This is a genomic window from Candidatus Micrarchaeota archaeon, from assembly GCA_028866575.1.
Classification (GTDB): Archaea; Micrarchaeota; Micrarchaeia; order Micrarchaeales; family Micrarchaeaceae; genus UBA12276.
In genome coordinates, this window is sequence record JAGWHU010000003.1 from 122,379 (window position 1) to 143,182 (window position 20,804).

At 52.0% G+C, this 20,804-nt stretch carries 20 protein-coding genes; 7 read left to right on the top strand and 13 right to left on the bottom strand.

Annotated elements, in window-relative coordinates:
* Window positions 1-12 precede the first annotated feature (12 nt).
* The gene (locus KGI06_02755) at window positions 13-2,301 is read right to left on the bottom strand and encodes an adenosylcobalamin-dependent ribonucleoside-diphosphate reductase (GenBank protein ID MDE1871135.1); all 2,289 of its coding nucleotides are present in this window, start codon (window positions 2,299-2,301) and stop codon (window positions 13-15) included.
* A 241-nt stretch (window positions 2,302-2,542) separates the two neighbouring features.
* On the opposite strand from KGI06_02755, the gene KGI06_02760 reads away from it, so the two are divergent.
* The 5 genes from KGI06_02760 to KGI06_02780 all read left to right on the top strand — a co-directional run bounded on the left by KGI06_02760 (window position 2,543) and on the right by KGI06_02780 (window position 6,501).
* The gene (locus tag KGI06_02760; GenBank protein ID MDE1871136.1) at window positions 2,543-2,965 is read left to right on the top strand and encodes a PadR family transcriptional regulator; all 423 of its coding nucleotides are present in this window, start codon (window positions 2,543-2,545) and stop codon (window positions 2,963-2,965) included.
* 1 nt (window position 2,966) lies between these two features.
* Window positions 2,967-3,596 carry a hypothetical protein gene (locus tag KGI06_02765; GenBank protein ID MDE1871137.1) on the top strand — a complete coding sequence of 210 codons (630 nt, stop codon included), beginning with the start codon at window positions 2,967-2,969 and terminating at the stop codon, window positions 3,594-3,596.
* A gap of 25 nt (window positions 3,597-3,621) precedes the next feature.
* Window positions 3,622-3,762 (top strand): YHS domain-containing protein, encoded by a 141-nt coding sequence (locus KGI06_02770; GenBank protein ID MDE1871138.1) that lies wholly within the window; start codon window positions 3,622-3,624, stop codon window positions 3,760-3,762.
* Between the two features lie 163 nt (window positions 3,763-3,925).
* Entirely contained in the window at window positions 3,926-4,414 is a 489-nt protein-coding gene (locus tag KGI06_02775; GenBank protein ID MDE1871139.1) for a hypothetical protein, read from the top strand.
* A 14-nt stretch (window positions 4,415-4,428) separates the two neighbouring features.
* On the top strand, window positions 4,429-6,501 hold the full coding sequence (locus KGI06_02780) for a heavy metal translocating P-type ATPase (protein ID MDE1871140.1): 2,073 nt from the start codon (window positions 4,429-4,431) through the stop codon (window positions 6,499-6,501).
* A 17-nt stretch (window positions 6,502-6,518) separates the two neighbouring features.
* Here the strand turns inward: KGI06_02780 and ftsZ are convergent, their stop codons facing one another.
* Entirely contained in the window at window positions 6,519-7,799 is a 1,281-nt protein-coding gene (gene ftsZ, locus KGI06_02785) for a cell division protein FtsZ (protein ID MDE1871141.1), read from the bottom strand.
* A 134-nt stretch (window positions 7,800-7,933) separates the two neighbouring features.
* Between ftsZ and KGI06_02790 the strand changes: the two genes are divergently transcribed.
* Entirely contained in the window at window positions 7,934-8,485 is a 552-nt protein-coding gene (locus KGI06_02790; GenBank protein MDE1871142.1) for a cob(I)yrinic acid a,c-diamide adenosyltransferase, read from the top strand.
* Here the strand turns inward: KGI06_02790 and KGI06_02795 are convergent.
* Window positions 8,482-9,276 (bottom strand): hypothetical protein, encoded by a 795-nt coding sequence (locus KGI06_02795; GenBank protein ID MDE1871143.1) that lies wholly within the window; start codon window positions 9,274-9,276, stop codon window positions 8,482-8,484. The genes KGI06_02790 and KGI06_02795 overlap by 4 nt on opposite strands.
* A gap of 84 nt (window positions 9,277-9,360) precedes the next feature.
* Between KGI06_02795 and KGI06_02800 the strand changes: the two genes are divergently transcribed.
* Window positions 9,361-10,746, top strand: coding sequence for a hypothetical protein (locus tag KGI06_02800; GenBank protein MDE1871144.1), 1,386 nt, complete (start codon window positions 9,361-9,363; stop codon window positions 10,744-10,746).
* An 8-nt stretch (window positions 10,747-10,754) separates the two neighbouring features.
* Here KGI06_02800 and KGI06_02805 read toward each other — a convergent pair whose 3' ends face one another.
* From KGI06_02805 to KGI06_02850, 10 genes are read right to left on the bottom strand one after another with little or no spacing between them, the layout of a single operon-like run.
* A complete protein-coding gene (locus tag KGI06_02805) occupies window positions 10,755-11,447 on the bottom strand; it encodes a glycosyltransferase family 2 protein (protein MDE1871145.1) in 693 nt (230 codons plus the stop codon).
* A 12-nt stretch (window positions 11,448-11,459) separates the two neighbouring features.
* A complete protein-coding gene (locus tag KGI06_02810; protein MDE1871146.1) occupies window positions 11,460-12,215 on the bottom strand; it encodes a sugar nucleotidyltransferase in 756 nt (251 codons plus the stop codon).
* A 6-nt stretch (window positions 12,216-12,221) separates the two neighbouring features.
* Entirely contained in the window at window positions 12,222-13,796 is a 1,575-nt protein-coding gene (locus KGI06_02815; protein ID MDE1871147.1) for a glycosyltransferase, read from the bottom strand.
* Window positions 13,797-13,856: 60 nt separating this feature from the next.
* The gene (locus tag KGI06_02820) at window positions 13,857-14,897 is read right to left on the bottom strand and encodes a hypothetical protein (GenBank protein ID MDE1871148.1); all 1,041 of its coding nucleotides are present in this window, start codon (window positions 14,895-14,897) and stop codon (window positions 13,857-13,859) included.
* A gap of 25 nt (window positions 14,898-14,922) precedes the next feature.
* Window positions 14,923-15,549 (bottom strand): V-type ATP synthase subunit D, encoded by a 627-nt coding sequence (locus tag KGI06_02825; protein MDE1871149.1) that lies wholly within the window; start codon window positions 15,547-15,549, stop codon window positions 14,923-14,925.
* A complete protein-coding gene (locus KGI06_02830; GenBank protein ID MDE1871150.1) occupies window positions 15,546-16,928 on the bottom strand; it encodes a V-type ATP synthase subunit B in 1,383 nt (460 codons plus the stop codon). Before KGI06_02830 ends, KGI06_02825 begins: the two co-directional genes overlap by 4 nt.
* 4 nt (window positions 16,929-16,932) lie before the next feature.
* Complete coding sequence (locus KGI06_02835; protein ID MDE1871151.1) at window positions 16,933-18,783, bottom strand: V-type ATP synthase subunit A; 1,851 nt, start codon at window positions 18,781-18,783, stop codon at window positions 16,933-16,935.
* Between the two features lie 57 nt (window positions 18,784-18,840).
* Complete coding sequence (locus KGI06_02840) at window positions 18,841-19,179, bottom strand: V-type ATP synthase subunit F (GenBank protein ID MDE1871152.1); 339 nt, start codon at window positions 19,177-19,179, stop codon at window positions 18,841-18,843.
* Window positions 19,167-20,252, bottom strand: coding sequence for a V-type ATPase subunit (locus KGI06_02845; GenBank protein ID MDE1871153.1), 1,086 nt, complete (start codon window positions 20,250-20,252; stop codon window positions 19,167-19,169). Before KGI06_02845 ends, KGI06_02840 begins: the two co-directional genes overlap by 13 nt.
* Window positions 20,249-20,803 carry a hypothetical protein gene (locus KGI06_02850; protein ID MDE1871154.1) on the bottom strand — a complete coding sequence of 185 codons (555 nt, stop codon included), beginning with the start codon at window positions 20,801-20,803 and terminating at the stop codon, window positions 20,249-20,251. The genes KGI06_02845 and KGI06_02850 overlap by 4 nt, the downstream gene beginning before the upstream one ends.
* Between the last annotated feature and the right edge of the window lies 1 nt (window position 20,804).

Consider the following 20,804-nt stretch of genomic DNA (forward strand, 5'->3'; position numbering starts at 1 on the left):
ACAGGACTTAGGTCATTCGCACTTGCTGTAGGCGCACCTTGGGCATGTCAGGCAGCCGGAACCAGGTATCATCACAGTTGAGCATTCCGGGCATCGCTGCTCCTTCCCTATAGTGAGCGAATACCTTTCCGCCTCTATGGAGATTGCGGACATGCTCATGGGCGTTACCTCCTCCTTACTTTTCTCGTGCTCCTTCCTTATTTCGGTAAGGCTTTTCTGCTGCACCGCGCCCTTTACCGACTGGAGCACCTGCACGCTCTTGGATGCATCCCTGTATACCGTTATGCCCTTGCATCCCAGTTTCCATGCGAGCTGGTATGCCTCCTCTATGTCCTGCGGGGTAGCCCAGTTCGGGAAGTTTATCGTTTTGGATACGCCGTTGTCCGTGTGCTTCTGGAATGCGGCCTGCATCTTGACGTGCCATTCTGGCGATATGTCATGCGCCGTGACGAAGAGCTTCCTTACCTGCTCAGGTATCTCATCAAAGCCCTGTATGGATACCGTATTGGCAAGCTTGTGCATGAGCTCATCGGAATAGAACCCGTACTCAAGGGCATAGGACTCGAACTCGTTGTTTACCTCTATCAGGTTTGATCCGAGGGACTCGCTGACGTTCCTCAGGTACACTATGGAAAATATCGGCTCTATGCCCTGCGAGGTCCCCCCCGCTATTATGCTTATCGTGCCGGTAGGTGCTATGGTTGTTACCGTGGAGTTCCTGAGCGGCTTGAACCCAAGGCGTGCCCATATGCTGTTGTGGAACTCGGGGAACGGCCCCCTCTCCTCGGCAAGCTCCTCGCTCATCTTCCTGGCATTCTGCGTTATGAACGACATTATCTGCTCCGCGAGCAGCAGCGCCTCGTTGCTGTCGTACCGCATGCCTAGCTTTATCAGCATGTCGGACCAGCCCATTACGCCCAGGCCTATTCTCCTAATGGCCCTGCTGACCCTGTCTATCTCGGGTATAGGGTACCTGTTCGCCTCTACCACGTTGTCAAGGAACCTTGTGGCCAGCCTTGTAACCCTTTTCAGCTCGTCCCAGTCTATCTCGTAATGATCGCCAGCGCTCTTCACCATCTTCGCAAGGTTTATGGAGCCAAGGTTGCACGAGTCGTAAGGGTACAAAGGCTGCTCTCCGCATGGGTTAGTAGATTCGACAGGGCCATAGCTCGGAACAGGGTTTGCATAGCTTGAGTTTATCCTGTCAAGGAAGACCAGTCCTGGATCTCCTGTCTTCCATGCCATTGTGACTATGAGGTTCCATACGGCCCTTGCGTTGAGCTTCCCAACAGTAAGGCCGTTGTGCGGGTTTACTAGCATGTAGTCCTTGTTGTCCTTCAATGCCTTCATGAACGCATCGGTAATGCCAACTGATATGTTGAAGTTCCTCAATGTTCCCTCGTTCTCCTTGAGCACTATGAAGTCCAGTATGTTGGGATGGTCTACGCGAAGTATGCCCATGTTCGCACCCCTTCTTTTGCCCCCCTGCTTTATCTCCTCAGTTGATGCGTCGAATATCTTCATGAAGGAAATCGGCCCGGATGCGACTCCGTGCGTCGATCCGACGAAATCGTTCGAGGGCCTAAGTCTTGAGAAGGCGAATCCTGTGCCTCCGCCGGTCTTGTGGACCAGGGCCTGGTACTTCAGCGCGTCGTATATTTCCGGTATCGAATCCCCTACAGGTATCACGAAGCATGCGCTCAATTGCCCGTCCTTGGTGCCTGCATTCATTAGCGTGGGCGAGTTCGGCATGAACTTGGAGGTTGCCATCAGGTCGTAGAACTCCTGCTCGATCTTCATGACATCCTCGCTGCTCTTCCCGAATACCGCCTCTGCGCCTGCTATCGCCTTTGCCACCCTGCCGAAGAGCTGCTGCGGCGACTCTATTATCTTGCCCTGGTCGTTCTTGAGCAGGTACCTTGCTGCGAGCACTATCACAGAATTTATGGATACCTTCAGGCTGTCGTTCGGTATGCCAAGGGATCTCCTGAACGTGCGCAGCTCTGCGCGCTTGTTCCTATATAGAATATAACTCTTTGCCACTTTCGGCTCGTTCTGCATGAGCGCGTTCTCGACCGCATCCTGTATCTCCTCTACCCCTATCTCCTCCTTGTTGGTATTGGCCAGGTTCTTTACTATCACTTCCGTTATGACATTTGCGGACTTGGCGTTTTCCGACTCCTCCCTTGTCTTGTAAACCTCGTTGAAGGCCTTTGAAACGGCGAGTTCAATCTTAGAAGAGTCAAACGCAACCTTTGACTTGTCTCTCTTGATAGTGTATTTCGGATTTGTCTGGTCCATTGAGTCACCCAACTCTAGTAAATCTCACAAATGCTTTAAAAATGCTTGCTTTCTTTGAGTTGTAAAAAAATATCATCCCTTTTATGCACACATTTATAAACCTGCCTGGTAACCAAAAAATGCCTGTTATTGTCGTCGGTTTATCATCGTGCCGGTTCGTGCCTTTTGCACTCACTTCCGAGTACCTGACATTACATTTTTATATATATCATAATATGATATATATGCGCTGTTGGTGCGAATGCCTGACATTGAGATAAAGAACATGGTGAAGCTTTTTACGGTGCTGCTGCTTAGCGAGAAGCCCCAGCACGGCTATGAAATCATGAAGGAGGTTGAGCGGAGGTCAGGGAAAAAGGCCAGTCCTGGGCAGATATACCCGTTCCTCAAACAGCTCAAGAAATACAATTATGTAGAAACCAGGGGCAGGAAGGAGAGGGACAAACAGGCCTATTATCTGACTCCGTCAGGGAGGAAGTTCGTGGCAAGGCTTTCAGACAAGTTCGGGGACATGTTCGAGATTGCAATAAAATCCAAGCTTACTACGTGCGCACACTGCAGCTGCGAGATATACAAGGGAGGGTACAGGAAAAAGATGGGCGGCAGGTACCTTAATTTCTGCTGTAAGAACTGCGCAAAGAGCTATGGGCCAGCAGGTGAATAAGGTGGCGAAGAGCACAACGAGCAGGGCATACTACAGATTTGCATTGATTGGGGCGCTAGTGCTCATTGCAGTAGCTGCGATGCTGTTTTTGGCAACATCCTCTTCGTATACCAATTCTTGGTCATCGATTGGCCCGGGCTTCGGCATGGTGCATTACTGGAACTTCAGCGGCGAAACGCTGCTTAACTCTAGCCAGTTGGGCAGCATGATCGCAACCGAGTCCTCCGCATCGGTATCGAACAATACTCTGTACTTCAACGGCAGCGATGTAAGGATGGTGGTGCTTATGGGACCGATGGGTAAAAACCAGAGCATGTATTCTTTTGTGATAGATAACCTTACCAATCCAACGCTTGTCTTCCAGAAGGGAGCAAGAGTAACGATGTTTGTTGTTAACATAGATACAGATGCCAGCCATTCTCTAACCGTGGTGGATGAAGACCCTCCATACTCATACGGTATGATGCCCATGATGATGTATTCATATGCTAGCAGCATGATGCTCCCCCCAAACTCAAACGAATACTTCGGGCAGGAGGTTTCTTTCTCGGCAAATGGCGATGCGTACTACATATGCACAGTGCCAGGACATGCTCAGAAGGGCATGTACGGCAGGATAATCGCGGAGTGAAATATGTTTATTATATGGTGGAAAGATGAAAGATCTCATATGCGGAATGGAAGTGAATGAAAGCTCTAAGTTCAAGAGCAGCTACAAAGGCAAGCAGTACGCTTTCTGCTCAAGTAAATGCAAGGAAACTTTTGACAGGACGCCTGATAAATATGCCAAAGGATAAAATCACGTATCAATGCAGCATATGCAAACTGCATTATGCGGATAAAACTCTGGCCGACAAATGCCATGAATGGTGCTCAACACATAAAAGCTGCAATCTTGAAACTGCAAAGCAGTCGATAGAAGCAAAAGGGCAAAATACGTGATTAGGTGGGAATACGCTAGTGAAAATACACACGGAAATTGAGATCAGCAATACTGCAAGAACTATCTTTGAGTATGCCTCAAATCCCAAGAACTGGACCGCATCCAATCCAAAAGAGCATAGAGGATTGAGGTACTACAACGGAAAAAACAGGCCCGAGACTGGGGTGGAATTTTATCAAAAGGAGATTGCTGCGGGATTCTACAACGATCTCAAGGGTCACATACTGTATGTTGATTTTCCTTATACTGTAGTATGGCGCGGTCTTGCTAAGTATAGGCTACTTGGCCCATTATTCACCTTTTATCTGGCAGAGGGGGGTCTAGTAAGGGTCAGGGAGAAAAATGGCGTATCAAAAATGAGCCACGACTACTACATTGATTTCCCCGATTCCTTCACGGGCAAAATTCTTCACTGGTATTTTACAAAGAAAGACGTAAAACACAAGCTTTTTACCCACGGCAATAATGAACTGAAGTTTTTCAAAAAAATGCTGGACAAAAAATAATATGTGTGATTTAGATGGCAACAGACCCTGTTTGCGGAATGAATGTTGACGAGAAAACATCCAAACTGGTCAGCGAGCAGCAAGGAAGAAAATACTATTTCTGCAGCACAACCTGCAAGATACAGTTCGAAAAGCCGGAAAAGGAGCTGAAGGAGCTGAAGACAGCACTGGCGGTTTCGTGGCCGATCACCATCATCGTCGCGATACTTACGTATGCACTCCATCTAGGCTACGGCAATTATGTAATGCTCGTCCTTGCAAGCATCGTGCAGTTTTACGCAGGGCAGAGGTTTTATGCAGGGATCATTGACGCTGTTAAGAACAAATCAGCAAACATGGATACCCTGATAGCCCTTGGCACTACCGCGGCATGGGCATACAGCACTGTAGTCACCCTATTCCCATCAATTTTCCCTACTGGTGGAATCTACTTTGACACGTCCACAATCATAATCTCACTGATACTTACAGGAACATACATGCAGAGGATTGCAGAATCAAGGGCATCAACCGCGGTTTCAGCATTGATAGCATTGCAGCCAAAGATAGCGCACAGGATTGAAGGGGACAAGGTAGTGGACACTGCAATAGAACAGGTTAAGGAAGGGGATATCCTTCTGGTAAAGCCAGGTGAGAAGATGCCTACCGATTCTGTGGTCTTGGAGGGCGAGAGTTCGGTTGACGAATCGATGATCACAGGGGAGAGCATGCCTCTGACCAAGAGGGCTGGGGACAAAGTTATAGGGGGCACTGTAAATTCAACAAGCTCGCTGAGAGTCAGGGCCACAAAAGTTGGCGAAGATACCGCGCTTGCGCAGATAATAAAGATAGTCAAGGATGCTGCGTCAAGTAAGGTGCCGATACAGAAGCTTGCCGATAAGGTTTCATCATATTTCGTGCCCATAGTGGTGCTCGTGGGTATTTTTGCATCCCTATCATGGTACTTTTTTGGAAGTGTAGGCGTAAACACCACAATTCTGATATTTGTCAGCGTCCTGATCATCGCATGCCCCTGCGCTCTTGGAATAGCCACCCCTGCAGCATTGCTGGTTTCCTCGGGCAGAGCAGCAAGAGCCGGAATACTTGTCAAGAGCGGCGAAAGCCTGCAAAAGGCAAGCAAAGTTACCACACTTGTTCTTGACAAGACAGGCACACTTACAAAAGGAAAGCCGGAAGTTACCGATATAGTCGCAGCTGCGGGATATGATAAGATGGAGGTTCTAAGGCTCGCCGCCATAGCGGAGATGAATTCAGAACATGTCATCGGGAAGGCCATTATCTCGAAGGCGCAGAGCATGAAGATCAGGAGTGAATTCCCAAAGAAGTTCACTTACATTCAGGGCAGCGGGGTAACTGTGCTTGCAAAGAATGGCAAGAAAATAACTGTTGGCAACAGAGACCTATTTGACAACGCGCAACTCCCAGGTCTTGAAGCAAAACGACAGGAACTCGAGTCTGACGGCAAAACAACGCTCATAATAGGGGAAGGCGAAAAGGCAATCGGTCTTATAGCCATAGCAGACGCACTCAAGGAGGACAGCAAGAAGGCGATAGATTCGTTCAGGAATGCAGGGTACAGCGTATGGCTTGCGACGGGAGACAATCAAAAGGTCGCCAATGCGGTTGCAAAGAGCCTGGGCATAGGGCACGTGATATCCCAGGTAAAGCCCAAGGACAAGCTGGACAAGATAGCAGAGCTGCAAAAAGAAGGCAATGTGGTCGCCATGATCGGCGATGGCGTGAACGATGCGCCGGCACTGACAAAGGCCGATGTCGGCATAGCCATAGGTGCTGGCACAGAGGTTGCAATACAGGCTGGCGACATCATCCTGATAAAGAACAGCGTCTACGATGCATTCGTGGCCCTTCAGCTCGGAAAGAGGACGATGTCAAAGATAAGGCAGAATCTTTTCTGGGCGTTTGGTTACAACATAATACTGATTCCGATTGCCGCGGGCGCGCTCATCCCTGTATTCACGGTAAGCGTGTACAATCTCTTGCCCATGCTCGCCGCTTTGGCAATGGCATTTAGCTCGGTAACCGTTGTGTCGAACTCGCTCTTATTGGGCATTGGCAACTACTCCTAAAACAGCGGCAAATGACATCAGTCTATCTCGTCAAGCCCGAGATCGTCTATGTTGAACTTCCCGGATTCCGCGTCCTTCTGCGATTGCTGTATGCTGTCCTCAACGTATTCCGCGAGCCCCACGCCGCCCATGACAACCATTATCTTCAGCGTGTTCTTCGGGAGTTTCGGGTCTATCCTCGCGCCCCACTTCAGCATGGCCTCGTCGTTTATCCTGCTTGACACAGCACGGAAAACGTTTTCCGCCTCCTTCAGCGTCAGGTCGCTACCGCCTATTATGTTGACAAGCGCCTTTCTCGACTTCGATATGTCTATGTCCAGTAGTGGGCTGTCCAGGGTCTCGCTGATCGCCTTCTCTATCCTCTTGTCCTCGTTAGCCGCGTGCGATTCGCCCATGCCTATCAGCGCGTAGCCCGAATCCTGCAATACGCTCTTGAGGTCCGCAAAGTCAAGGTTGACCATGCCTGATTTGGTTATCATCTCTATTATGCCCTTGGTCGCATTGGCAAGGAAATCGTCTATCTTGTCGAACGCCTTCTCGAGCGTCAGGTTCGGGGCGATCCCGAGGAGCTTGTCGTTCGGTATCACTATCGTTGTATCTGTGTTGCCCTTGAGCCTTGAGAGCCCTACAAGCGCGCGCTTCATCCTGACCTTGCCCTCGCTGGTGAATGGAAGCGTAACTATCGCTACAGTAAGCGCCCCAGAATCCTTTGACTGCCCTGCAATTACAGGCGCTGCGCCGGTTCCTGTGCCTCCCCCAAGCCCGCAATTGACGAACACGAGCTGGGCCTCGCTTACCGTGTGCCTTATCTCGTCAGTGCTCTCAACCGCTGCCTCTTCCCCGAGAGAAGGGTCGCTTCCTGCGCCCATTCCCTTTGTAACGGTCCTTCCAAGAAGCAGCTTCCTCTGCGCCTTGGTGTTCTCAAGGTGTGGCGCATCGGTATTTGTTGCTATGAGGGTCGCGCCCTCTATGTGGAGCTCAGACATCCTCGTCATGGTGTTGGAGCCGCTGCCCCCCACGCCTATGACATAAACCTTCGTGCGCGATATGCTGGCGAATTTTGTTATCTCCTTCTGGTCAACAGCTGTTATCTCCTGATCTATGCTGGCAACCCTTTCGACTCTCCTTGCATGCCTCCTGGCCCTCGCCCTGACTTTAATGCTGCCTGTCCTTTTCCTTGCCACGCTCCTCCTCTTGGCATCCGGTTTGACGTGCCTCTTCGCCTTCCTAACAGATTTTTTCCTGGTCGGCCTTTTGGTCCTCTTTTTCACTCTCGGTTTAACATGTTTTCTTGCCATTTCACTACCTGATAGCTCTTATAATATGCCTAAAAAGGCATAAAAATATGCCATTAGATGGCGCACCCGTTCCTGAACGGGCTGATATAATATTAAATATTTTTTCAATACAGATTCTAGTGCGGTGCTCGGAGATGACATTGTATTATACTGGAAGGGGCGACGGCGGGTCAAGCAACCTGATAGGAGGGCCCCCTATCGCCAAGGACGATCCCGTTTTTGACATAATCGGGGACATGGACGAGCTGAACAGCTTCATAGGCGTTGCAATGCTCTATGTCAACGATACTGCGATAATGCGCGACCTTACGACAATACAGGACGACATTTTCTCCATATCCGCGATGCTTGCAAACATGCGCGGTAGCACAAGCATCGAGAAGCTCAGGGTCCCTGAAACAAAAATGCTCGAGGACGAGATGGCAAGGCTCGGCAAATCGCTTCCGGAGCTCAGGAAATTCGTGCTTCCGGGTGGGAGCAGGCCCTCTTCCTACCTGCACGTCGCAAGGGCTATAGCGAGGAGGGTCGAGCGCAGGCTTGTTGCCTTCCGCAAAGTGCACGAGCTCGATAACGGAATGGTTAAATACGCCAACAGGCTGTCATCCTTCCTTTTCGTAGCTGCGCTTTACATGAACAGCGAGGAAAGCATAAGCGAGAAGAATCCGGAATACGGCAAGCAGCGCTAGTCGCAATTGCGGCCGTTGAGCTCCGGCCTCTTGAGCCTGAGCTTGTCCAGCACAGATTCTATCGAGCTAGTTTGTCTGTATTGCGCCCTCTGGGCCAAGCCATCCAGCTTTTCCTGCAGCTTCGCCTTGCCTGTCGCGTCCTCGTCTATGAACCACAGCTCGTCAACACCGCTGCTCACCATCTTCCTGCCGAAGCCGTGCTCGTAGTGACGGCCCTTCTCGTAGCAGTCGGACATCGTTGCGAGCACTATGTACAAGCCGTACTGGTCCCTTGCCCTGTCAAGCTTCTTGATGTAGTTTGAGCTTATGAGCCTGCTTCCGTGAAGGTCCACTACTATGCTCCTGTCGCCCATGTAATGGAATGGCAGCCAGAAATCCGGGATGTAATTGCCAACAAGGTTCCTGCGGTTGTTTTTTGCATCTATCGGATTTGCATCCATTCTGGAAAGCAGCCTCTTGAATTTCCTTTCCCCTATGTCTACAGGAAGCCCCAAAGGCTCGTAAAGCACTTCATTGAAGCTACTCAACAGCGGCTTCCTGAACATGTATTCGTAATTGGATCCCAAATACGTCCAACTGTCGAGCCTTTTCCTCCTGTGTATGCTTTCCGCCAGTTTTCTCCTCTCCTCATCGGTCTTGAAATCGAAAAGGAACCTCCTCATCACAGGCAACGTCTCTATGCGCTGCAGCCTTGGACCAAGGTCCCTGCGCAAAAGCCTGAGGTTCTGTGCCTCCTGCCTCTCCTCCTGATACGAGTACTGCCCTGCATAAGACTGCTCCATCCTCTGCATCTGCCAACCAATCTAGAGGGATGCGAAGATATTTATAAGCTGCTGCGCGATTCTAGTTATCCAACGATTGTGCAGGAGTTTGCGATGGAAAAGCCGATGCGGTTCCTTGAATATGCGGTAATTGCTGCCGTCTTCCTGCTTGCGCTGCACGATGCAATTGCTATGTACTATCTTGGTGGTGCCAACTGGGACTTCATAGCGCATTGGCTTTATGCGAAGTCCCTCATCAACCCCGCATTCTACTCCGCTCTGTTTTCGGGCAGATTGGCTGCTGCTACCCTTTACGCCAATTCCTTCTACTTCGAAACGCTCAGGGCCCCGCTCACAGGCATCATGATGGTGCCGTTCGCAATGATAGGCAAACCGGCAATCCCTGCGTATTTCGCATTCGCGCTACTGCTGCTGCTTGCATCCTCGCTCTACGTGTCAAGGCAATTGGATACAAAGGCATCAACGCTGCCGCTGATTCTCCTTACGCCATACGCAGCCTTTTTCCTGCTGCTCCTCAACGGCACGGAGATCGTGACAATGAGCATCCTCCTTGTCTTCGTAGCATTCCTGCTCAGGAAGAGCTGGAAGGCGGGAATAATACTCGGCATTGCAGGTCTCGCAAAATATCCGAGCCTTATATTCGTTCTTCTCCTCGTGCTGCTTCCTGCGGGGCAGAGGAGGAAGGCATTCCTGGCATTCGTGCTCGTAACGCTTCCGTGGCTTGCATTCAACGCAGTGGCGTTCCACAATCCGGTGTTCAGCTACATTGTATCAGCAAACTCCTTCTCGCAGGGCAACACCGCCGGCTATTTCCCAATAGGTGTAATATCCCAATCGCTGTGGCTTACGCTCCCGGAGCTCATCCCCGCCTTGGCTGTTGCAACCGCGCTGATCGCACTTGCTGGCGGAAAGCGCAGCGGTTTCATCGATGCAGCGCGCAAGGACTACAGGTACAGGGTACTTTTGGTCTTCCTTGCCGTCGGGCTGCTTGCATGGCTCATCATTGCAGTAAGGGGCTCCATCAACGATCTTCCCCGCCTTGGTTACCTGGTTTACGGCGGGTGCGCCCTGCTCCTCGCAACCGCCATATCCGACGTCTCGAAGGCCAGGCGGAGGGCCTATGCGTACTGCCTTGCGGCGCTGTTCATCTCAATGGCCGCAATATCAATAACGTGGTTCCCGTATTCCGGCTTCAGGTTTTACGGTTCTTCCAACGCAGCGCTGTCCTCTTCCGAGAACGCGATATCAGCACAGGGGCTGTCCAACTGCAACATCGTGTCGAACAACTGGGTGTATCTGATATACCTTGGATACAGGGCGCATTTCCCCTACTATTACAATTATACAATACAGCACTATCCTGTTGTGTACTTCACCGCCCTGGGCTCCAACAACACCGCCGTGAACCTCGCAAACATCACAAGAAAAACGGAATACAACGGATTCTTCGTAGCGCTTCCGCGCGACTATACCTGCTGATGCAACGCTCAACCAGTTAGCCTCCTCCTGAATATGAACAAAGCCTGGTCGAATGCGTCCTTCGCGTTTATCTTCTTGCCCTCCTTGTAGGTCCTTCCGCTGTACCTTATGTTTACCTCCTTTATCCTGTAGCCCTTCCTTATTATGGTGAGCAGTATCTCGGGGTCTATCAGGAACCCGTCCTCCTTCAGCTCGCTGTCGCTTACCATCGACCTCTTGAATATCTTGTAGCAGGTGTTTATGTCCGTGAGGTGCGTCCCGTAAAGAACGTTCAGCTCCCTGGTGAAAACGTCGTTCGCGAATTTCGCGAGTATGTACTCGTGGCCGGTCTTCTTGCCGTGTATCCTTGTCCCGAGCACCGCGGTGCCGTCGCCAACCTCCGGGACAAGTATGCCGTAGTCCTCTGGATAGTACTCCAGATCCGCATCCTGTATTATGATTATGCCCTCCTTTACCAGCTTGAGGCCCCTTCTTACGGAGTATCCCTTTCCCATGTTGTTGCCGTTGGACAGATAGGCTATCCGCTTGTCGGACTTCGCCATGTCCTTTATTATGTCGAGGCTGCTGTCGCCGGAGTGGTCGTCGATTATTATTAGGCTGTCGACCATTCCCTGCGCGAGTACCCTCTCTATTATGCTGCGCAGCGTCCTCTCCTCGTTGTATACGGGCATTATCACGCTGATCCTGTCTTTTCCATGCATAAAAATCAATAGTTATAGTTTGCCGTAGGAGTAGCTCAATGTCCGGAAATAATCAGCAGGGTTGCCCAGGCTGAGCCAGCTCTCCTCCTCAAGCAGCATGCCGTATACGCTACCCCCGTCCTTTATGATCTCCTCTATCCCCTGCGTGAGCTGCAGCTCCCCTTGGGACTTCACCTTCCTGAGCGCGCCGAATATCCTCGGCGAGAATATGTAGGATCCGCATATTGCAAGGTCCGACTTCGGATTCTCGGGCTTTTCCTGCACGCCATTGACCTTGAAGACCTTGTGCGAATGCATGTCCTTGTAGTGCACCGCCTCGACCACGCCGAACCCCTGCGGGTTCTCAACCCTTGAGAGGAACAGCAGGCAGTCCGGCTCCAGATCGCCGAATATGCTTGCTGCATCCTTGTACCCTCCTGTCATGAAATCGTCGTCAGCATGCACGAAAAACGGATCGGAGTTCGCGAACTCCTCGGCTTTCAGCACCGCGTCGCCGAATCCCTTCGGCTCCTTCTGGAAGACGAACGTTATGTCCCTCTCGAACAGGTAATCGGTCAGCATCCTCCCCTTCGTGCCAACTACGAAGCAAAGCTGCGACGCCCCCGCTTCCCTCAGCGATTCTATTATGAGGTCTATCACGGGCGTGGGGTACTTCCTGCCCTCTATGGTCTTGAACACGGGCAGCAGGCCTTTCGGTATCACGTTGGATATTGGCCTCATCCTAGTGGCCTTTCCCGCAGATGTGACTATCGCCTTTCTAATCTCCATCCGACATCAGCCGTATTTGTAGAAGAACAGCGGAGTCAGCGAATACATACCCGCATACCACATGAGCCATATGCCCCCTGATATCTTCAGCTCCATGAGGGCGACTATGCCGAGCACCGCAAGCACCGCAACGAACACCAGCTCCGTCCTGGCCTTTGCCATTGCTGATACGGCGCTTCCCATCTCCTCGCTCTTGCTGTTCCATTTCAGCCTGTCCTTCAGGTTGAATATGGCCGCAATCGCGGCCTTTGCCCTGACAACAGCTAACGCGTAGTTGAGCAGGAAAACCATCACGCCCTTCTTGAACGACTTGAAGTATATCTTCGTGAGTATGGCCGGCGCGAACATCGAGAGTATGAAGGCGAATAGCCCGAGCAGCTCTGCTATCTCAAGCGCACTGACCCTTGCAACAGATAGCGTTATGTCCGACCAGGAGGTGAACCTGGGTATTATGCCTATGTGCGCGAACGGCAGCGTGGAGAACACTATCGCAGTTGAGACTATGGTGAACAGTATGAGGACGACGGACAGGTAGTTGAGCCCGAATCCGTGGGCCATGTAGTTGAGCTTGGCGAGCATCTGCTGCTTCTTGAACTCCTTCTTCCTCAGGAAATAGGACACGAACTGCGTGTCGCCGTAATTGTATCGCCACTGCTGCTTCACCAGCTGCGAGAAGGTGTATATCGGCTTTCCATAAGCGTATACCTTCGGAAGGTAGAAACCTCTGTACCCCTTGAGGTCGCTCTCCAGGCTGAAGAAGGTGTCCTCTATCGCGTATTTCGGGAAGCCGCCGACCTCGTCTATTACCGATCTCCTTATGACTCCGCATGAGCCTGAGAATATGGCTGTGTTGTCCATCGCCCTGGCCGTCTCTATGAACTTGAAGAAGAACGCATCGAATATGTCAACAGTATCGGAGAAGAACGTTCCCTTGGAGTACCTCTTCTCCGTCTGCACATATGCTATCTTCTCGTCCTGGAAGTAGGGAAGCACGTCCATCAGGAAGTTCCTGTCCTCGAGATGCTCGTCGCAGTCGAAAACGGCAACGAACTCGTCCCTGGACCTTTCCAGGAAATGGTTCAGGGCGCCTGCCTTGTAGTCGGTGTTCCTTTTCCTGTATATGAAGTTTATCCCTGAGCTCTTGCAGAACCTTTCAAGCTCGCGCTTCCTGTCCTTGTCTGCGGAATCGTTGAGCAGGAACACGTTAAGCTTCCCCTTCGGGTACCTTATGCCAGTGAGCTCCTTCGCGTTGCGCTTTATCATATCGAGATCCTCGTCATGCGACGGCATCACTACGCTCACGGTTGGGAGCCTCCCCATCGGCTTGAGCTTGCTCTTGAGCTCCTCTATGTACTTCTCGTATCCGAAGGACTTGTAGTACCAGTATGATGCAAGTATGTTGAAGAAACCCGATATTATTGACAGGAACAGGAAGCATATCGCTATTGCGTACAGGAACAGGCTGTTGGATACGAGGAACAGGTATATGGAGAAGCCGAAGCCTGCGACTGAGAGCACCAGGAAGAGTGCAACGGTGAAAAGTTTCCCTATATAGTCTATGTCTAATTGTGCCTTCCGCATTGAAATTACCAATTGATCAAAATATTATTCAACTTAAACAAATAAAAACGTGTAATATATTTATAGGATACCGTGCAATTTGAGCACGAAAGCCAAAGCGACGAACAGCACCTCCACCCCTATCATCATATATGTAACATCCTTCTCAGTTGCCCTTTTTATGTTCATTGCTATGTGCGTGAGGCTGTATATGCTCCTGCCGTAGGGAGGCGCAAGCGTGCCGTCCCTCTGCCTTATCCCAAGGTCCGTAACCTTGAATTTCCCCCTTAGGTGCAAGATAAACTCCATTATCCATGGTATGAATATTATGAGCCCGAACGCCTCAGCATGCCCCATTATTATGATTGCGACAAGCGCGCCTCCCACGCAGTAGGTGAAGCTGTCCCCGGGGAGTATCCTTGCAGGATACCAGTTGAAGAGCAAGAATGCTATCAGGGAGCCCGCAAGCACCGACGACAGGAAAAGCCCTACCGCATTGCCGAAGAAGAACGAATAAAGCGCAAGACCGATGCTTGCGACAAGCCCAGCGGATGCCTCGAGCCCGTTGAATCCGCCGAGCAGGTTGTAGGCATTGGCCACGAAAACCACTATCAGCGGTATGATTATCACCGGGAACCATATCCCGAAATTCACCGTGCCCAGAAATGGTATGTCTATGGCGGTAACGCCGGAATTGACCGCCATGAGCGGCAGAGCCCCCGCAAGCGTGAGCACCGGCTTCTGCCACTGCTTCAGCCCCTGGTTTATCCCCTGCATGCCGGTTACCTGCACCCTTTTGGTCTTCACGTTTATGTCGTCTATGAACCCAACGGCCGCTATCAGCAGTATCGACAGCGCGGTTGCGAGTATCGCCGACACGTTTATTACCGGGGAGAATATGAAGGATGCGCCGAAAGTATATGCGAGTATTCCCACAGTTATGCCGAACGCAACCGCTATGCCTCCGCTCCCGGGAAGCTTCCTTATCCTCTCCTTGTTCCTGTCCTCTGCGACTATGCCTGCGCCGTAGAAGTACGGCATTATGAACTTTATCGCGACTATCGTGGCCGCGATTGCGATAAGCGCAGGCAGTATGACAGTAAGGAAGGAATGGTATGCCATGGTAATAACATCTTAAGCAAGTTAATTAATGTTTTGCCTGCTCCGCCTTCTCCAGCCTTTTCTTGACGTGCTTCAGCGCGGCGAAGCTGTCCCTCTCTATCTCCTCAAGCCTCATGGATATGTACCTTGAGCGTTTCTCGAGATCGGGGATGAGCCTGTAGTCAAGCGCGTTGACCCTCCGCTTGACCTTCTCCACTTCCAGAACGAGCCTCTTGAGCCCCAGCTCCCTCTGCGCAACGCCTATTATGCTCTCGAGCGCAACGTTGAACGACTCGTTTATGTCATCAACTGCTATGCTCGTGGACATGAGGTTGTACTCGGCCTTTCCTTCCCCCGTTATCTTTATTATCTCCGGTATCTGCACGCCCATTATGCCCTTCAGGCTCACGCCTATCCTCTCGGCCTCAGGCACGTGCATCGAAGCTGATTCAAGCTCGAAGTCGCCAACATAGGCGCTCGCCATCGTCACCGATTCGTATGCCCTCTGCACCAGCAGGTTCATGTGGCTCCTGTCCTGCCTCGACTGCTTGAGTAGCCTCAGGAACTCCATGACAAGCACTTCCTGCTTCCTCTTCAGGACGTTGTAGCCCTTCTTCGCCATGGCCTTTCGCCTCTTGGCTATTATGAGGTTCATCCTCGTCGGGCTTATCATTTGCTCGCCTTGTAGTATTTCTTTACGTATTCCTCCTTTATCCTTGTTAGCTCTGTGTCCGGAAGCATGGACAACAAGTTCCACCCTATGGAAAGCGTCGTCTCTATGTCCCTGCTCTCGTATGCTCCCTGCCTTATGAACCTGTTCTCGAACTCGTTCCCGATGTTTAGGTAAAGCCTGTCGCTCTCACCGAGCGCCTCCACTCCTACTATCGAGCTCAGGGCCTTTGCGTCCTGCGCCCTTGAATATGCGCCGTAGAGCTGGTCGGCCACGCCCCTGTGGTCCTCTCTTGTCTTGCCCTTGCCTATCCCGCTGTTCATCAGTCTGGAGAGCGATCCGAGCGGGTTTATCGGCGGGTATATGCCCTTGTTGGCAAGCTCCCTGCTCAGGAACATCTGGCCCTCTGTTATGTAGCCCGTAAGGTCCGGTATCGGATGCGTTACGTCGTCGCTAGGCATCGTGACAACGTTGAGCTGGGTTATGCTGCCCTTCTTGCCCTTGAGGATTCCAGCCCTTTCGTATATACCTGCGAAGTCCGTGTACATGTAGCCCGGGTATCCCCTTCTTCCGGGAACTTCCTCTCTTGCGCTGGAGAGCTCTCGCAGCGCCTCGGCGTAGTTCGTCATGTCGTTGAGTATAACGAGCACGTGCATTCCTCTTTCGTATGCAAGGTACTCTGCAGTTGTCAGCGCCAGCCTCGGCGTTATTATCCTCTCGATGCTGGGATCGTCAGCAAGGTTTATGAAAGCTACGGTCCTCTTTATCGCGCCGGTCTTCCTGAATTCCGTCACGAAGTATTCGGCATCGTCGTAGGTTATGCCTATCCCTGCAAATACAACAGCGAAGTTCTCGCTTGCGCCCTTGACCTTCGCCTGCCTGGTTATCTGCGCGGTGAGCTCGTTGTGCGGCAATCCCGATCCTGAGAATATGGGGAGCTTCTGGCCCCTGACAAGGGTGTTCAGCCCGTCTATCGTTGATATCCCTGTCTCTATGAAGTCGCTGGGCATCCCCCTTGACGCTGGGTTTATCGGCGCGCCGTTTATGTCCCTCCTCTCGCCGCTGGTTATGAGCCCCGCGTTGTCCTTCGGCCTTCCCTGCCCGTCAAAGACCCTTCCTAGCATGTCCTCGCTTGACCTCACCATGAACGTTTCCCCGAGGAAACTCACCGATGTCCTGTTTATGTTTATCCCGTTTGTCGGGCCGAACACCTGCACTACGGCGTTCCTGTCGCTTGTCTCCAGCACCTGCCCGAGCCTCTCCTCCCCTGTTGGTAGCCTTATCCTTACTATCTCGTTGTATGCCGCGCTCTTCACCTTGCCTACCACTACCAATGGGCCTGCAACGCTTTCTATGGTGTTGTATTGTATGTCAAGTTTCATGCGATCACTTCTTGCCTCTTCCCTTCCTGCCCGGGATTTCCTCCTTCTTCGCCAATCGATCCTTTCCCTCATCTTTCCTGCCCTCGTTGGCATGCGCAGCCGCAGCCTCAAGCGCCTTTTCAGCATTGGCAGCATCCTCGGCGCCGGCCTCCATATCCCCTATCAGCGAGCTGAACTCCCTGTCCATCTCATCCCTTATCTTCTTTGCTGTTGCCTCCACAAGCTTGTCCTCGACGCCCTTCATCCTCGATATCTCTGACCTCACGCCCATCTTCGCTATGGACGACACGCTGACGCCCTTGCCTACCGCTTCGTTGGCGCCGCTTGCAAAGCGGAGCATTGTCGCAAGCATCAGGTCCTGCTTGGCAAGGCTGGAATATGCATCAGTTTCATCGAACGCGCTCTGCCTGAGGTAATCCTCGCGTATCATCCTTCCCACTTCTAGCACCACCCTTTCGGAATCCGGAAGCGCATCCTCCCCGACCAGTTGCACTATGTCCTTTAGCTCAGCCTCCCTTTGCAGGAGCCTCATCGTTTCCTTCCTGTTCTTCACGAACTGTTCTCCTACGTTTTCAGAGTACCAGTATTCCAGCGCATCGGAGTAAAGAGAATAGCTGCTGAGCCAGTTTATGGACGGGAAGTGCCTTGAGCTTGCAAGCGACGCATCAAGCGACCAGAACGTCTTCACGACACGCAGCGTTCCCTGCGATACGGGCTCCGATATGTCCCCTCCGGGAGGGGAGACTGCGCCTATTATGGTGATCGAGCCCGTTGTGCCGTTAAGGTTCTCGACCTTTCCGCTTCGCTCGTAATATTCGGCAAGCCTCTTCGGGAGGTAAGCCGGATATCCTTCCTCTCCTGGCATCTCCTCAAGCCTTGCGGATATCTCTCGCATCGCCTCCGCCCACCTTGAAGTTGAGTCAGCCATGATCGCAACGCTGTATCCCATGTCCCTGAAGTATTCCGCGATTGTTATTCCTGTGTATATGCTCGCCTCCCTTGCGGCCACGGGCATGTTGCTGGTGTTGGCTATGAGTATTGTCCTCTCTATGAGCGGCCTTCCGGTTCTCGGGTCATTGAGCTCCGGGAATTCCGTAAGGACCTCTGTCATCTCGTTTCCGCGCTCCCCGCATCCTATATATACAACTATATCTGCATCGGAATATTTCGCGAGGTTTTGCTGGGTTACCGTCTTTCCCGCGCCGAACGGGCCGGGTATCGCAGCGGTGCCCCCCTTGGCAACCGGGAACAGCGTGTCTATGACCCTCTGGCCGGTCACGAGCGGCTCGTTCGCCCTGTACTTCCTCCTTATCGGCGAGGGCTTTCTAACGGATCTTTCCTGCACCATGCTTATCTTCACGACCTTGCCGTTCTCCACGACTTCGGCAACGGTGTCCTCTATCGTATGCGTGCCGGAGGATATCCTCTTTATCTTTCCGCTGACGCCGTGCGGCACCATTATGTAGTGCTTGGTGAGCTCGGTTTCCTGGACGTATCCTATTATGTCGCCGCCCTTTACGCTGCTTCCGGCCTTTACCTCCTTGCCTGCCACGAATTTCCACTTCCTGTTCTTCTCTACCGGATCTACTATGATGCCCTTTGCTATGAAGGCGCCGCTCCTCTTTTCGAGCAGCTCCAGCGGCCTTTGTATGCCGTCGTATATCTTGCCCAGGAGCCCTGGTCCCAGCATCACGGAAAGCGGCTTTTGCGTTGATTCTACCGGCTCCGCGGGCCTCAGCCCAGTAGTGTCCTCGTATACCTGTATCACCGCCCTTTCGCCCCTGAGCTGTATTATCTCGCCTATGAGCGACGAGTTTCCAACCTTTACAACATCATACATGTTGCTTCCCATCATGTCCTTCGCAATCACTAAAGGCCCTGATACCTTTTCTATTATTCCTATGAAATCACCTTAAGCGGTCTTGTTTATGTCTATGCCAATTGCCCTCATTATCAACTTTCTCAGCGTGTCCGGCTGCCCCTCCTCCCTGTATGACGGCACCTCTATCACCATCGGCAGCGCGCTTTCCGATACCGCGTTGGAGAGCTTCCTGTCCCTTATATCGCCGAGCACGCCAGACGTGGTTATTATTATGCCGATGTCGTCGCGCTGCATGAGCTCCCGCAAAACCCTCTCGGATTCAACCGCGTTCTTCACCGAATACGTTTCCGCCACTCCGGACAGCTTGAATCCCAGCGCGAGCTGGGTGTTTCCAACGACGACTATCTTGTAGGTCTTCAGAGGCTCCATATCACCAGCCTCGAAACTTCCTCCTTCGAAAGCCCGTATTCCCTTGCCTTTACAAGCGCCCTTATCGTGAATACCTCTATCTCCTTGAGGTATATGTAATCTACTAGCGTGCCAAAAGAGAGCACGCTGGATCTTAGCAGCGCGATGCTCCTGTTGAATATCTGGTTCCTCATGCTCACCTCGAAGGGCAGCATCTGGTCGTTTTCCCTGTATAATTCGATCGCCGCATTGAGGTCGAATGCCTTTGACTTCGCTGCGAATTCCGCTACGTTCCCCGAGCTGCTGTACATGCCTGACAGCGCGCCTATGCCCACGTCGCCGTTCCTTATCAGCGTATCTGATATGTCCTCGAACTTGAGGCCCTTCCTCTTCGCGCGCAGCAGCGTTATCATGTTGCGCATGTCTATGTCCATCCTCAGTATTATCGCGGACTTGTCACCGCTTCTTCCCAGGCTGACCGCAAGCTCCCCCAGCTCCCTGTAGTGCTCCTGGTCTATCGCGGCGAGCGCATCCATTATGCTCCCTGTCTTTATGTACCTGGACAGCACCTTGCCCAGAAGCTCCTTGTGGTGCCTGTTCCTCATCAGCATGCTGAGCGCCTGCTCTATGCTCTCCGATTTCATCACCTCCTGCAGCATCACGGTGCCGAAGCCGTCGGCGCTTATTATGTATTTTGATATGGAGTCGTACGTTTGCCCTCTCTCGAGCGCCTCAAGCACCAGCTTGACGTTTCCCAGGGCCCACCTTGCGGTTATCTTCCTTATCGTGCGCTGCTCGTCCTTCGGCGTTATCTCAGCCAGCTTGTTGAGCTTCTCGGCCATGCTCTCGCTTATCGCGAAGTCGAGGAGCGTGGGGCTTATCTCAAGGCCGCCGAACTTTATTATCGATGCGTTGTAATCCGTCTGGAAGAGTATGGAGAGTATCGCGTCTATGCTCTTCGCCTCTGCTATGCTTTTCATCGTGGAGCTGCCTATAAGCTTGGACTCCATTCCCTTTACCCTTGCGTTGGAATAGCCGTACTTCCTGGCCCTTTTCAATATGCCAAGCCTTTTGACTCTAGTTTGCTCTTTCATCCGAACATTCCCTTTGACAATACCCTTCTTATGGTTTCTGCATTGGAGCCGATGGTACCACTTATTGTCGCATCGACCCTTATCCTCTTGTCCTTAGACTCTATTATTATCCCGTCTATGCTTTCGTGGTCCACATCCATTCCGTAGGGCTTCACTATCTCCTCGTTGCGCCTGTCAACCTTTGCTGTGCAGAGCTCCGGCGGCACCACATCGGAGAACCTCTTGAGTGCGGATTTTATGAGATTGCCCTCGCTCTTGCGCATCCTAGCTTCCAGTACCGGAAGGAAGCGCTTCAGCTCGCGGCTTATGCGCTCCTCCCTTGCGCCTGTGAGTATGCTGCCTATCTCTATGTCAAGCGATATGGATGTGTCCTTCCTACGCTGCTCTGATTCGCCGCGCGCGTTGTCCATTATGCCGTCGCTGAGGGATTTGGCATCCGATTCCGCTTTTTCGATTATGTGCGCGCACTCGGCGTCGCCCTCATCGGCTATCCTGCCAGCCTCAGATTTCGCCTGCTCCTCTATCTCCTTTTGCAGCTTGTCCAGGGCCATT

Coding starts and splice junctions, on each gene's coding strand:
- KGI06_02755 (MDE1871135.1), bottom strand. CDS start 2,301: ATGGACCAGACAAATCCGAAATACACTATCAAGAGAGACAAGTCAAAG.
- KGI06_02760 (MDE1871136.1), top strand. CDS start 2,543: ATGCCTGACATTGAGATAAAGAACATGGTGAAGCTTTTTACGGTGCTG.
- KGI06_02770 (MDE1871138.1), top strand. CDS start 3,622: ATGAAAGATCTCATATGCGGAATGGAAGTGAATGAAAGCTCTAAGTTC.
- KGI06_02780 (MDE1871140.1), top strand. CDS start 4,429: ATGGCAACAGACCCTGTTTGCGGAATGAATGTTGACGAGAAAACATCC.
- ftsZ (MDE1871141.1), bottom strand. CDS start 7,799: ATGGCAAGAAAACATGTTAAACCGAGAGTGAAAAAGAGGACCAAAAGG.
- KGI06_02790 (MDE1871142.1), top strand. CDS start 7,934: ATGACATTGTATTATACTGGAAGGGGCGACGGCGGGTCAAGCAACCTG.
- KGI06_02795 (MDE1871143.1), bottom strand. CDS start 9,276: ATGCAGAGGATGGAGCAGTCTTATGCAGGGCAGTACTCGTATCAGGAG.
- KGI06_02800 (MDE1871144.1), top strand. CDS start 9,361: ATGGAAAAGCCGATGCGGTTCCTTGAATATGCGGTAATTGCTGCCGTC.
- KGI06_02805 (MDE1871145.1), bottom strand. CDS start 11,447: ATGCATGGAAAAGACAGGATCAGCGTGATAATGCCCGTATACAACGAG.
- KGI06_02810 (MDE1871146.1), bottom strand. CDS start 12,215: ATGGAGATTAGAAAGGCGATAGTCACATCTGCGGGAAAGGCCACTAGG.
- KGI06_02815 (MDE1871147.1), bottom strand. CDS start 13,796: ATGCGGAAGGCACAATTAGACATAGACTATATAGGGAAACTTTTCACC.
- KGI06_02820 (MDE1871148.1), bottom strand. CDS start 14,897: ATGGCATACCATTCCTTCCTTACTGTCATACTGCCTGCGCTTATCGCA.
- KGI06_02825 (MDE1871149.1), bottom strand. CDS start 15,549: ATGATAAGCCCGACGAGGATGAACCTCATAATAGCCAAGAGGCGAAAG.
- KGI06_02830 (MDE1871150.1), bottom strand. CDS start 16,928: ATGAAACTTGACATACAATACAACACCATAGAAAGCGTTGCAGGCCCA.
- KGI06_02835 (MDE1871151.1), bottom strand. CDS start 18,783: ATGATGGGAAGCAACATGTATGATGTTGTAAAGGTTGGAAACTCGTCG.
- KGI06_02840 (MDE1871152.1), bottom strand. CDS start 19,179: ATGGAGCCTCTGAAGACCTACAAGATAGTCGTCGTTGGAAACACCCAG.
- KGI06_02845 (MDE1871153.1), bottom strand. CDS start 20,252: ATGAAAGAGCAAACTAGAGTCAAAAGGCTTGGCATATTGAAAAGGGCC.
- KGI06_02850 (MDE1871154.1), bottom strand. CDS start 20,803: ATGGCCCTGGACAAGCTGCAAAAGGAGATAGAGGAGCAGGCGAAATCT.